The organism is Paenibacillus sp. FSL M7-1046 (assembly GCF_038007405.1).
Taxonomy (GTDB): Bacteria; Bacillota; Bacilli; order Paenibacillales; family Paenibacillaceae; genus Paenibacillus_AQ.
In genome coordinates, this window is sequence record NZ_JBBOXB010000001.1 from 2,932,076 (window position 1) to 2,945,819 (window position 13,744).

Below are 13,744 nucleotides of genomic sequence, written 5' to 3' on the forward strand. Positions count from 1 at the left end.
GGAGACTTAGTGTCTGATAAATCTAATGGATTTTCTACCAATCCGGTTCGCTCAACGATGTTGCCATATGGACAGCAATGGATTGACGAACAGGATATTGAAGCTGTTGTAGAAGTACTTAAGGGAGATATGATTACCCAAGGGCCTGCTATCGAAGCGTTTGAGAATAAGGTTGCTGCGTATGTAGGAGCTAAGTATGCTGTTGCTTTCACAAATGGAACTGCTGCGCTTCATGGAGCTTGTTTTGCTGCTGGGATCGGGGAAGAGGATGAAGTGATTACTACACCCATTACTTTTTTGGCCAGCAGTAATTGTGTACTCTACCAGGGCGCGACCCCGGTGTTTGCAGATATTGACATGAATACGTATAACGTAGATCCAGCAAAGATAGAATTGAAAATTACAGAACGGACAAAGGCGATTATAGCTGTAGACTTCACGGGGCAGCCTGTAGAAATTGATCGGATTTCAATGCTTGCTCGTGATCGGCAACTGGTGCTCATTCAAGATGCAGCCCATTCTCTTGGAGCTAGTTTCGGGGGGCGAAAGATTGGTTCATGGGCGGATATGACAATGTTTAGCTTCCATCCTGTTAAGCATGTAACAACAGGTGAGGGGGGCATTATCACAACCGATAATGAAGAGTATTATCGTAAGCTTATGCTATTTCGCAGCCATGGGGTGACTAAGATTCCGGGAGAAATGACTAAGAATGACGGACCCTGGTACCATGAGATGCAAGAATTGGGATATAATTACAGAATGACGGATTTACAAGCTGCACTAGGTGTAAGTCAGATGGATAAATTAGATAGTTTCATTGCAAGAAGACGTGAGATTGTATCAATGTACAATAAACGGCTAAGTAATTTACCAGGAGTTATAATTCCGACGCAGCATCCTAAAGCAGAGTCCAGCTGGCATCTCTACGTTATACGTATTCTACCTACATCTTCTCAAGGAAGCCGTCGGGAATGGTTTGAGGCTTTGCGTGCAGAAGGAATCGGCGTAAATGTACATTATATTCCAGTTTATCTCCAACCTTTTTATAAAAAAATGGGATATCAGCCAGGTTTGTGTGAAAATGCAGAGCATTATTATGAAACTGCAATAACGTTACCTTTATTTCCAAAAATGAGCAATAGCGATGTGGATGATGTAGTAGCAGCTATTGTGAAAATATCCAAAAGATTTTCATGAAGATGTCATTTTTGGTGAATAATTATATTCAAAGTTTAAGGAGATATTATGAATCTCACAAGTGAAATTCTAAAAGATTTAGTTTATAACTCCGACCTTTCAATAGGACAAAGTGTTAAACAGTTAGAAAAGGCGTTTTTTGAAATAAGGAACTCTGAAAAGGATTATGCACTGATCGATATTATTGCTGTGATAGATGATAGTTCAAAGTCAATGCACTGGAAGTTAGAGTGCTATATTCTTTCCTTTTTACTAGATTACTCTAGAGAAGAAAAATACTTGAACAAATTAATGTCTCATTTAGAGAGCAATCCTGAAATTGATACCAATGAGTACAACTTCTTGTACTGGCAGCTAACCAGAACTATGTTTGTGTCACCCAAATTAAATACGAAGATTAATCAGATTCGGATGCGGAAGATATATGCTCAAATGTTTAGTTTTTTTAATGAGCAGATTCAGCAGGAAAACAATTGGATTCCTTCGGACGAGAGGGATCAAGGGTTAGTTATCGTTATGACTGGCCAATTGACGTCGCTGCAGCACGCTCCTACGCAAATTGCTTTAGAAAATTGCTATACACTTATTAAAAATTATAATAAGAAAGTGTTACTGATAAATGCTGCTAATATGCCTAGAAGTATGTGCCTTCCATATTACTCACCACAATTATGGCAATATATAAATGAGTTTATTAACAGAAATATTCTTACCTATCAGGATATTGAAATTCCCTTTTATCAATTTGTTGAAGAGATGCCCAGCGGTGAAGAGATGGATTCTGTTTTAAAGACTGTAATGGAATTGAAGCCGGAATTCATCTTATCTATTGGAGGTTCCAACGTAATTGCGGATCTTTGTTCCAATTTTGTTCCAGTAGTTACAATACCTTGCGTGGTTGAAATTCCGATCTCAGAAGGTACATTTCTTGTACTCCCAAAGAAAATTACTAATGATGATACCGCTGTGATAAGCAAGTTAACCCAGTCCATAGACAAAGTTATTGAGAGCGAAGTAGCTTATAAGCCAAAAGAAACAGAAATTGAATTTAATAGATCAGATTGGGGTATCCCTGAGGATGATCATGTAATAGTGATAATTGGAAACCGGTTAAATGAAGAAATGTCCGAAGAATTTATAGGGTCTTTAAATAAATTGCTTGAGAACAATTTGAAAGCACGCCTTGCAATAATAGGAGATTTTAGTATTAGTGAGAGAATTGCAGGGAAATACAAGAGCTTTAAGGAACGAACCATACTTATGGGTTATCAAAAAGATCTTTCAGCAGTTTTTTCAATTTGTGATATCTATTTAAATCCGCCACGTACAGGCGGAGGGACCTCAGCTGCAGATGCTTTATACAGGGGAGTTCCTGTATTAACATATCCCTTTGGGGATGTATCTTATGTTGTAACGGACAAATATCATATCGAGAATTTAGATCAAGTGGAAGAATATCTCGTTAATTGGAAACAGAAAGAGTTTAGAGAGTTAGAGCGGGAAGCTGCTTTGAGAAGAGCTGATGAGATCTTTGACTCCAGTAGAGTTTTATCGAATCTTGTCAATGAGATGAGAAAGTCATCTGCGTTCCATTAATAATGGAAAGAGACTTGTCACATGAAGGAGTATGTTAAATGATACCATTTAATATCCCGGGGATAACTGGAAAAGAACATGAGTATATACAAGATGCTTTGCAAAAGAGAAAACTCTCTGGGGATGGCGAATATACAGGTCTTTGTAATAAATGGTTTGAAAACAAGTTTGACGCAACAAAGGTTCTCTTAACTACTTCTTGTACACACGCTTTAGAGATGGCTGCTATTTTAGCTGAGATTGGACCTGGTGATGAAGTTATTATGCCTTCGTATACCTTTGTATCATCAGCAAATGCCTTTGTAATGAGAGGGGCGAAAATAGTATTTGTAGATATCCGTCCAGATACCATGAATATTGACGAAAATTTAATTGAGGCAGCTATTACCTCTAAGACTAGAGCAATTGTACCAGTTCACTATGCAGGTGTTTCATGTGAAATGAACAAGATAATGACGCTCGCCAACAAATATAACTTAGTCGTCATTGAAGATGCAGCTCAGGGTGTGATGAGCAAGTACAATGATAAGTACTTGGGTACAATAGGCCATATAGGGTGTTACAGCTTTCATGAGACTAAGAATTATAACTGTGGAGAAGGTGGAGCCATAGTATTAAATGATGCCAAGTTTGTAGAAAGAGCTGAAATTATAAGAGAGAAGGGAACAGATCGATCCAGGTTCATTCGAGGACAAGTGGATAAGTATACTTGGGTAGATATCGGATCTTCCTACTTACCAAGTGAGCTCAACGCAGCATTTTTGTATGCTCAATTAGAGCATGCCGATAAGATAAATGATAATCGGCTGCGAAGCTGGTCGCAGTATTATACTGAACTTATTCCTCTAGAGAAAAAAGGATCTATTAGCATTCCAATAATTCCGGATGCATGTAAACATAATGCACACATGTTTTATATTAAGGTTAGCGACTTAAAAGAGAGAACAGAACTGCTCTCTTTCATGAAAGAAAACGGTGCACTTGCTATATTCCATTATATACCCTTACATTCAGCAAAGGCAGGTAAAGTCTTTTCTCATTTTTATGGCGAGGATAACTATACGACTAGCGAAAGTGAGAGGCTGTTAAGACTTCCGTTGTACTATAACATACAAGTTCATGAAATTAAGAAAATTACCGATTTAATATATACATTCTTTAACAGAAGATAGTCTAAAAGGTAAGGGGTTTCAAATGGAAGGAGGTGATCATTAAGTTGAACGTTAGTTATATCAAGGCTATTGAATATTACCTGCCAGAGATCATAGTCAGCAATGATGAACGTACAATGAAAAAAATAGGAATCTCCGAACGACGGATAGCAGAAGTAGATGAGTTTGCTTCTGACTTGGCAGTTATGGCAGCAAAAAAACTTTTTGATTCGGGAGTAGTAGAACGGCAAGAAATAGATTTTCTGATCTATTGCACACAATCCCCTGACTACATCTTGCCCAGCACTTCTTGTATTATTCAGGCACGTTTAGGACTGCCGATAAGTTGTGGAGCATTCGATTTTAATTTGGGTTGTTCAGGATATGTGTATGGTTTGTCTATAGCAAAAGGTCTCATTGAGAGCGGAAGTGCAAGAAATGTATTGCTACTTACAAGTGATACATATAGTAAACATGTTAATCCAAAAGATCGAAGTGTTGAGGTTTTATTCGGTGATGCGGCAACCGCTACACTGATTTCCCATCATGAAGAAGATGAGATTAGATTAGGACCTTTTGTATTTGGTACTGATGGTAAAGGTGCAGAAAACCTCATCATTCCCGCAGGAGGCTTAAAGGAGCCTATCTCTAACCTGAATAAAGAGGAGACAGAGGATACCTTCGGAAACATACGGTCACGTTGTGATTTGTATATGAATGGTCCTGAGATCTTCAACTTTACATTAAAAGAAATTCCAGAGGCAATCCAAAGATTACACGCTAAAAGTGATACAAGCATGGAAGACTATGACTATTTTGTATTTCATCAAGCCAATCAATTCATGCTGGAACATTTACGAAAGAAGTTGCACATTAATAACGAGAAGTTTTCAATACAATTAAAAGATATAGGCAACACTGTATCATCTTCGATTCCTATTGCACTAAAGAGAGATTCACACAAATTACAACAAAATGATTTAATTATGTTAGTTGGATTCGGAGTAGGCTATTCATGGGCAGCCTGTTCTTTTAAATGGAGTATAATAAAATAAAACTTTTGGAGGGATTTAGTTATGAAATTACAAGAATTTATTGAAGAAGTGGAAAATGCAGTGCTGGATGTGCCTGCAGGAACAATTGAATTGGATACGGTTCTTAAGGAAATTGAGGAATGGGACTCCATGGCAAGAGTGGCTTTAAATGCAGTATTGGATACAAACTTTGATTTTACGCTTAATTCTGAGGAATTAAAGAATATTGTCACTTTTTCCGATATTGTTTCCAAGCTTGAAGGAAAGCTGGAAGCTTAATTATGCCTACTCAAACTATAGAACATATGAATATTGCGGGGGTTTGCTGTTCACTGCCTGGGGAGCCTATTCAAATAAAGGATATACCATCGACTTTTACGGAAAAGGATTTAAAAAAATTCACTAAAATGACTGGGGTCCAGCAGCTTTACCGTGCTGACCCTTCACAAACTACTGCAGATTTATGTCAAGCGGCAGCTGAACAGCTATTACATGATTTGAACTGGGATAAATCAACGATTGATGGAATTATTTTTGTTTCCCAGAATCCTGATTATGTAATACCCGCAACTGCATGTGTTTTGCAACATAAATTAGGGCTGCCGACAACATCTTTTGCATTTGATGTTAATTTGGGCTGCTCAGGATATGTGTATGGAATCTGGATGGCGGGCAAGATGCTTGATCGGAATTCTTGCAAACGGATCTTGCTGCTAAATGGGGATGTTTCAAGCTTCTCCTCTTCTCCAGAGGATCATTCTGTCAGTCTTTTGTTTGGTGATGCCGGGGCAGCTACTGCAATCGAATATAGGGAACAATCAGGACAATCCTCTTTTGTATTAGGAACAGATGGCTCGGGGTATGAGCATTTGATCATTCCGGGTGGGGCAGCAAGAAATCGCAGAACTTCAGAAACAAGTATCCGGAGTGTTGATCATGATGGCGTTGTTCGTTCACAAGACGACATTTATATGAATGGAATAGAAGTGTTCAATTTTACACTACGAGAAATACCTGCATTAATAAGCTCTGTCCGTGAAATACAAGGCTGGACTGATTCTGAAGTGGATTCCTACGCTTTTCACCAGGCTAATAAATTTTTGCTGGAGCAATTAGTCCGGAAGATGGGGATAACTGCAGAAAAGCTTCCAATAAATATTGGGGAGTATGGTAACACAAGCTCTGCTACTGTTCCACTTGTTCTTCTTGATATTCTAAAAAATAGGGAGAAAGAAAATCGATTGAATATTGTATTGGCCGGCTTTGGGGTAGGACTCTCTTGGGCAGCTGCGGCATTGAATATGGAACATACCAAATATTCAGAGATTGTCTATCTTGATAAAGGAGAATGCTAATTTATGTATAATCCTTTCAGTCTTATAGGAAAAAATATATTAGTGACTGGGGCTTCATCTGGTATAGGAGAGGCCACTGCTTTGGTTTTATCCAAATTAGGAGCAAATGTCATAATTTCAGGGCGCAATCAAGAGCGCTTGGAAAGTGTATATTCTAAATTGGACCCTCAAGGACAACATATAATTTCTCAATTTGATATGCAGAATACAGAGCAAATACCTGGATGGATACAAAATCTTCTTAATGAACGAAAGCTATCATTGGATGGCTTTATTCATTCGGCTGGCATTGTTAAGCTTTCTCCTCTTCGTACGTTGACAACAGCACAGATTAATACAGTAATGAATGTGAATTTATACTCAGGAATAATGTTATTAAAAGCATGTGCTAATAAAAAAGCTTCAAATGAAGGTTCATCTTTCGTATTTATCTCATCTGCTAACGCTTCTTTAGGCGCTCCTGGTAACTCAATTTATTCCGCTAGTAAAGCAGCAATAGACGCTATGGTGAGATGTTCAGCAGTGGAACTTAGTCCAAGAGTAAGAGTGAACAGCATTGCTCCTGGTCTCGTAGAAACTCCGTTGTTAGAGACCACCCCGAACAAGGAGAAAATAATCGAACAACATCCCTTAGGCGTAGGGCAACCAGAAGATATTGCCTATGCTGCTGCTTATCTGTTATCCGATTCGGCTAGATGGGTTACTGGGACAACGATGATAGTTGACGGAGGTTTCTCAGTATTTAAGTAGTACCGTAGTAGGAGGATAAAATGAAATGGGATAGCATCTACTTCTCACGCTTAACAGAGGATGATTTAGAGCTTGTGAGAAATTGGAGAAATGATGAGAAAATAAGTAAATTTATGCAATATAGAAGTTATATTAGCCCGGAAATGCAATTAAAATGGTACAAAACAATTAATAATACTGAAAATTTTTATTTTATAATTATGTATGATGAATTGAAAATTGGTTTAGCAAATATTAAAGATATAGATTGGGATAGAAAATGTGGTGAAGTAGGGATATTCATTTATGAGGAAACCTACCTTAATTCCCTACTTCCTTATGTAGTATCACTTAAAGGATTAGAGTTGGATTTTAAAGAGTATAATCTCCAGTATGTATATGCACACATCCTGAAAACCAACAAAAGAGCTATTCGATTTAATAAGTCTTTTGGTTTTGAACTAGAGCCTCATCAAGAAACTGTAGAAAACCAAAAATATATATTAACTAGAGAAAATTATGAGAAGAATGCTTATTCTTTAGAAAAAATAATTAGAAAATCAATGAATTAATTTGAAAAGAGCCTTTTAAAAAAAGATTTCTCAACTCACTGATTCAATAGTTTAATAGTGGGTTATAGTTTCTTAAACGATAATCTATACTATGTTTTGATAGCGTCTTTTGTAGGATAATGTTGAAAGCAATAACTTAATGTTTTAATGGTATTTTATTGCAAGTAAACATTTTCTTTTCCAATTGACAATGAAGAAGCAGCGGTGGTATAGTCGACTTGTGAGCAAGACTCACGTTCATCTGATGACGAAGGGAATGTTTAATCAATGGAAGGTAAAGTTAAATGGTTTAACGCAGAAAAAGGTTATGGCTTCATCGAAACTGCCGATGGTGGCGACGTATTTGTACACTTCTCCGCGATTCAAACTGACGGTTTCAAGACTTTGGATGAAGGACAATCCGTAGAGTTTGATATCGTAGAAGGCGCACGCGGACCACAAGCAGCTAACGTCATCAAATTATAATCATCCGGCGAAGCCGACCTACATATATGGTAGATGGTTAGCAATTGAGACTACGCTAGCGCGGACCTTGGGATTACTCCCGAGGTCCTTTTTTGTTGTTCAAGTAATTAACAGAGTAGCAAAATAAGAAAGAATGTGCGTAGGTTAAATCAACAGTTCCCAACATTTTACCAATTTTTTGTTAGATTCACCCTTGTAGAGGGTAATGTAAGACGTTGGGCTCTCAATGTGCCTCGACATACACAACTATGGCGTATGCTTCCGGGAGGATGTGGAAGAAGCGATGAGTGAAGCCTATGCCCATCAAACACTCAGGAGGATGAACAGCTGAATGAAGAAAACATGGCGTGGATTTATGACCGTACTACTTGGAGTTAGCATGTTGTTCGGGGCTCTGGGCAGTGTTTCTGCCGCTTCTGTGCCAAAGGATATTAAGGGACACTGGGCACAAAGCCAACTGCAGAACTGGCTGGACAAAGGATATTTGGGTGGATACCCTGATGGTACGGTTAAGCCCAATAAGGTGATTACCCGGGGCGAATACGTTGCTTTTGTAAACCGTCTCTTTGGATTTACGGATACGGCGGCTATCAGCTTCAAGGATCTTCAAAAATCCAACTGGGCTTACAATGAAGTAGCGAAAGCTGTAAAAGCCGGATATATCGCCGGTTTTAGCGACAAAACCTTTCGCCCTTTAAGTCCGCTGACAAGACAGGAAGCAGCGGCAATTACTGCCAGATTACTTAGTCTGAACACAGGCAGCACTACACTTGCTTTCAAGGATAGTGCCCAGATTTCTGTGTGGGCACGGGGATCCGTTGCTGCGGTAGCCAATAAGAAGATTATCAACGGGTATACAGACGGAACCTTCGGTCCTAAGAAATCGCTGACAAGAGCCGAAGCGGTTACCATCATCGGAAATTCGGTAGCTAACCGGCCGGGTGGCTCTGGTGGAACTGTAACACCTACCCCTACGCCAACAACAGCGCCAACCGCGACACCTGCACCAACACCAGTTTCAACTAGCGGTACAGGCGGAGGCAGCGGTGGTGGAGGAAGCGGTGGCGGTGGCATCACTGTTCCATCTGTAAGTGGTGTAACCTACGGACATGTTGGTGTTGTTACAGCAGATGTGTATCTTACACCTTCAGTGACCGGTGATGTCTATTATGTTGTAGCACCTTACAGCAGTACTGTATCGGCACCGAGCGCTTTGCAGATTAGAGACGGCCTGACTAGTGCCGGAACAGCTGGTGTCAATAGCGGAAAGACAGCAGCGACGGGTAATACAACGGTATCTTTCTCTGTGTATGGATTGCAGGCGGGTACTGAGTATGCAGCCTATGTAACGCTTACTGATTCTTACGGAAACTGGTCAGAAGTATCGACACTGCGTTTAACCACTGCTGCAAGCAGTGCAACTTCCATTACTGCTGTTAAACCAGGGGAGATAGGTACGGTTACAGCAGATGTGTATGTCACCTACGGGCAAGCAAGTGGGACTCATGTACCGGTAAGATATGTAGTGTTGCCGGCTAATGCAGCTGATCCGAGTGCAGCTCAAATTGCCCAAGGAAAAGATAGTGCAGGAACAGCGCTGTCAGCTCCTTGGACGGGTTTAATCAGTCCTGCACCTGCTCCTGGAGTAAGACAGACGCTGGGGCTAACCGGCCTGACTGCGAATACCAGCTACAAGGTATATCTCATTACCGGTAGTGAAAACACATGGTCACCGGTGGAGATCCTGCGCATTCATACTAAGTATAATTGACTTTGGTCCGGAAGAGGGTAATTAAAAACTGCCCCTTCCGGGCCAATTGTGTATTTTCGGGGAAATCATCGCATCTTATGTTAGCTAAATGTAAAGGCTGTCATGATTTGTTTTTTACTTAGCGCTGACAATTTGGTATAATGAAAATGTAAACAAAGGAGGAGTGCCCATGCAATTCAGCATTCGAGGTCAACAAATTGAAGTGACCGACGCTTTGAGAGAATATGTTGATAAGAAGCTCAGCAGACTTGAGAAGTATTTCGATGCACCCCCTACCTCAGAAGGATATGTGACGCTTGGCGTTGTCCGCGGCCTTCATACGGTGGAGGTAACCATTCCACTGGCAGGTGTGACGCTTCGTGCCGAGGACCGCAGTGATGACATGTACGCTTCCATTGATGCTGTTGTGGACAAGCTGGAACGCCAAATCCGCAAGCACAAGACCAAACTTAATCGCAAGTTCCGCCAGGAAGGAAGCCTGAAGACGCTCTTTGTCGAAGGATCCCCTAGTGCTGTTGCCGTAGAGGAACAGGATTATGATGATTTGGAAGTTGTGCGTAACAAGCGGTTTACCTTGAAGCCTATGGATGTCGAGGAAGCGATCCTGCAAATGAACATGGTTGGACATAATTTCTTTGTGTTCTCCAACATCGACACTTCTGAAGTGAGTGTTGTTTACAAACGAAATGATGGAAAGTATGGCTTGATTGAACAGAACTAGTTTCTGAAAATCAAGAAGGCAATAGCTGAGGCAGCGTTATTCGTCTCAGTCTGACGTAGAAAATTAACCGAGCCCCTATTCGTGTGAATCGAATAGGGCTCTTGTGCGTATATAAACGGAGACAGAAAAAAGGGCAACATTGCCCTCCACAGGTACAGCGGCATTTCAGCGAAAATATGAAGTTAAAACGCGACTGAACTTTTTTTGTAAAATAAGGTTGCGGCCTGCTCGTATTGCGGCATCTCTTACAAACTGTTACAATTTATGAAGCAGCGGAATCGAAATAATATATGGCCCTTTCAATTTTGTGGGATGGGCTCGATTCCACCATCTGTGTTGCATGAAAGGGGTTAACCATGCTAGGACTTGTAAAGAAAATATTCGGCGACACCAATGAACGGGATGTCAAACGTCTAATGAAGACGGTCGAAGTAATTAATGGACTGGAGCCGGATTTTGTGGCGCTTTCGGATGAAGCGCTCAAAGCTAAGACTGAAGAATTCCGCGCCCGTATTGAGAAGGGCGAAACCTTGGAAGAGATTCTTCCCGAGGCCTTTGCAACCGTACGCGAAGCTTCCAAACGGACGCTGGGCATGCGGCATTTTGACGTACAGCTGGTTGGGGGAATGGCGCTGCATGAAGGCCGTATCTCCGAGATGAAGACAGGTGAAGGTAAGACACTGGTAGGAACGCTACCGGTATATTTGAATGCATTGCTGGGTAAAGGCGTGCATGTTGTAACTGTAAATGACTATCTCGCTCAGCGCGACAGTGCGCAAATGGCACAAATTTATAACTTCCTGGGCTTGACCGTCGGGGTGAACCTGAACGGTATGGACCATGCTGATAAACAAAGCGCTTATGCCTGCGATATTACGTATGGCACGAACAATGAATTCGGTTTCGACTACCTGCGTGACAACATGGTGCTCTACAAGGAGCAAATGGTACAACGCCCGCTATACTTCTGTATTATTGATGAGGTTGACTCCATCTTGATTGATGAAGCCCGTACCCCTCTTATTATTTCCGGACAGGCTGAGAAATCGACAGAGTTGTATTACGCCGCAGACCGTTTCGTGAAGAAGCTGACTGCTGAAGAGGACTACACGATTGATATTAAAGTGAAGTCCGTGGCTTTGACCGAGAAGGGTGTCGCTACGGCTGAACGTGCTTTTGGCATTGAGAATTTATATGACCATGCCCATGTAACCTTGAACCATCATATCGTACAAGCCCTCAAGGCTAATGCTATTATGCGCCGCGATGTGGATTATGTAGTAAATGATGAAGAGGTTGTTATTGTCGATGAATTCACGGGTCGTCTGATGGCCGGACGCCGTTATAGTGACGGGCTGCATCAAGCGATTGAAGCCAAGGAAGAGATTCAGGTACAGAATGAGAGCATGACGCTCGCTACAATTACGTTCCAGAACTACTTCCGTATGTACCGCAAGCTGGGTGGTATGACAGGTACTGCGAAGACGGAAGAAGAGGAATTCAAGAAGATCTACGGGCTGGAAGTTCTCCAGGTGCCGACCAATAAACCTAACAAACGTGATGATATGCCAGACGTCGTGTACAAGAGCGAAAATGGCAAATTCAACGCTGTAGTAGCGGAGATTGTAGAGCGCCACAAAAAGAACCAGCCGGTACTGGTAGGTACAGTATCCATCGAGAATTCCGAACGCGTATCTGAAATGCTGAAACGCAAGGGTGTTAGACACCAGGTGCTGAACGCCAAACATCACGAGGCGGAAGCAGAAATTATCTCTCATGCCGGACAACCGGGAACAGTAACTATCGCTACGAATATGGCTGGCCGCGGTACGGATATTGTACTGGGTGAAGGTGTGACCGATCTTGGTGGCCTGCATATTATTGGTACGGAGCGGCATGAATCCCGGCGGATTGATAACCAGCTGCGTGGACGCGCGGGACGTCAAGGCGACCCGGGCTCAACTCAATTTTATCTGTCGCTTGGCGATGAACTGATGAAACGTTTCGGAGCGGACAATGTCCTGAATATGATGGACCGTCTCGGATTCGAAGAAGATCAGCCGATTGAGAGCCGTATGATTACCCGTGCAGTGGAATCTGCCCAGAAGCGGGTAGAAGGCAACAACTTTGATATCCGTAAGGTTGTATTGCAATATGATGACGTAATGAATCAGCAGCGTGAGATTATCTACAAACAACGCCGCGAAATTCTGGAGTCTGACAACATTAAAGATATCGTAGTGGAAATGATCAAACCTGTCATTGACCGTGTGGTTAACGCCCACTGCAGTGATGATATTCCGGAAAACTGGGAGCTTCAAGAGGTTGCTGATTATGTAAACAGCAAACTGTTGGAAGAAGGCGTTTTGACACGTGACGATCTCTGGGGCAAGGAAGTTGAAGAGATCATCGAGTACATCTTCACCCGTGTGCTGGAGAAATATGCAGCCCGTGAAGAACGTCTGGGTGCCGAGCTGGTACGCGAATTCGAGAAGGTTATCGTACTTCGTTCCGTAGACAGCAAATGGATGGATCATATTGATGCGATGGATCAGCTTCGTCAAGGGATTCACCTGCGTGCTTACGGCGGTACCGATCCGCTTCGCGAATATCAATTCGAAGGCTTTGAAATGTTCAATGCCATGACCGCCAGCATTCAGGAGGAAGTAGCGACCTACATTATGAAGGCGCACATTGAGACGAATCAGGAACGCCAGTCGGTAGTGGAAGAGGACAAAATCTCCACAAATGCTGAGCCTGCCGAGAAACGTCCGGTGCATGTGGAGTCTGCGATTGGCCGTAACGACCCTTGCCCTTGCGGAAGCGGCAAAAAGTACAAGAACTGCCACGGACAGAACGCGTAAGACATTTGGATGATTTTCAGATGTCCGGTCTTCCGGTAAAATAGTGAGAAGATCTGAAGCTGCGAATGTTTTTTACCAAGTGCGCTTTAGGTCTTGTCCATTGCTTCAAAGGTTATAATGACAATAAAAAGCGGCTGGGCCCGGGGGACTCCCCCGTTTTGCGGCCCGGCCGCTTTTTTGGACTTTGGGATCTTTTGGTGACCATGAAGCGGAGCAGAAGGAACTGTTCTTGAGAACCTAGCCATGAAGTGAGAGTAACGGAGGGGAAGTTTGGAACTGTAGGAGC

Annotated in this window: 12 protein-coding genes; all 12 read left to right on the plus strand. The window is 41.9% G+C overall.

The annotated features are described in order from the left end of the window. The first annotated feature begins 57 nt into the window (after positions 1 to 57). The 12 genes from pseC (at position 58) to secA (ending at position 13,458) form a co-directional block, all read left to right on the plus strand. Positions 58 to 1,200, plus strand: coding sequence for a UDP-4-amino-4,6-dideoxy-N-acetyl-beta-L-altrosamine transaminase (gene pseC, locus NYE29_RS12805; RefSeq protein WP_340899702.1), 1,143 nt, complete (start codon positions 58 to 60; stop codon positions 1,198 to 1,200). A 48-nt stretch (positions 1,201 to 1,248) separates the two neighbouring features. After that, positions 1,249 to 2,796, plus strand: a complete 1,548-nt coding sequence (locus NYE29_RS12810; RefSeq protein ID WP_340896294.1) for a glycosyltransferase family 4 protein — start codon at positions 1,249 to 1,251, stop codon at positions 2,794 to 2,796. 38 nt (positions 2,797 to 2,834) lie between these two features. Continuing rightward, on the plus strand, positions 2,835 to 3,968 hold the full coding sequence (rffA, locus tag NYE29_RS12815; protein WP_340896295.1) for a dTDP-4-amino-4,6-dideoxygalactose transaminase: 1,134 nt from the start codon (positions 2,835 to 2,837) through the stop codon (positions 3,966 to 3,968). Between the two features lie 44 nt (positions 3,969 to 4,012). Then, positions 4,013 to 5,002, plus strand: coding sequence for a ketoacyl-ACP synthase III (locus NYE29_RS12820; RefSeq protein WP_340896296.1), 990 nt, complete (start codon positions 4,013 to 4,015; stop codon positions 5,000 to 5,002). Positions 5,003 to 5,023: 21 nt separating this feature from the next. Further along, on the plus strand, positions 5,024 to 5,260 hold the full coding sequence (locus NYE29_RS12825; RefSeq protein ID WP_340896297.1) for an acyl carrier protein: 237 nt from the start codon (positions 5,024 to 5,026) through the stop codon (positions 5,258 to 5,260). 2 nt (positions 5,261 to 5,262) lie between these two features. Then, complete coding sequence (locus NYE29_RS12830) at positions 5,263 to 6,336, plus strand: 3-oxoacyl-ACP synthase III family protein (protein ID WP_340896298.1); 1,074 nt, start codon at positions 5,263 to 5,265, stop codon at positions 6,334 to 6,336. Between the two features lie 3 nt (positions 6,337 to 6,339). After that, complete coding sequence (locus NYE29_RS12835) at positions 6,340 to 7,086, plus strand: SDR family NAD(P)-dependent oxidoreductase (RefSeq protein ID WP_340896299.1); 747 nt, start codon at positions 6,340 to 6,342, stop codon at positions 7,084 to 7,086. Positions 7,087 to 7,106: 20 nt separating this feature from the next. Beyond that, complete coding sequence (locus NYE29_RS12840) at positions 7,107 to 7,637, plus strand: GNAT family N-acetyltransferase (RefSeq protein WP_340896300.1); 531 nt, start codon at positions 7,107 to 7,109, stop codon at positions 7,635 to 7,637. Between the two features lie 267 nt (positions 7,638 to 7,904). After that, the gene (locus NYE29_RS12845) at positions 7,905 to 8,102 is read left to right on the plus strand and encodes a cold shock domain-containing protein (protein ID WP_019915069.1); all 198 of its coding nucleotides are present in this window, start codon (positions 7,905 to 7,907) and stop codon (positions 8,100 to 8,102) included. A 331-nt stretch (positions 8,103 to 8,433) separates the two neighbouring features. Beyond that, on the plus strand, positions 8,434 to 9,873 hold the full coding sequence (locus NYE29_RS12850; RefSeq protein WP_340896301.1) for an S-layer homology domain-containing protein: 1,440 nt from the start codon (positions 8,434 to 8,436) through the stop codon (positions 9,871 to 9,873). A gap of 169 nt (positions 9,874 to 10,042) precedes the next feature. After that, complete coding sequence (gene hpf / locus NYE29_RS12855; protein ID WP_038597313.1) at positions 10,043 to 10,594, plus strand: ribosome hibernation-promoting factor, HPF/YfiA family; 552 nt, start codon at positions 10,043 to 10,045, stop codon at positions 10,592 to 10,594. Between the two features lie 356 nt (positions 10,595 to 10,950). Then, a complete protein-coding gene (gene secA / locus NYE29_RS12860; RefSeq protein ID WP_038597310.1) occupies positions 10,951 to 13,458 on the plus strand; it encodes a preprotein translocase subunit SecA in 2,508 nt (835 codons plus the stop codon). The last annotated feature ends 286 nt before the right edge of the window (positions 13,459 to 13,744 follow it).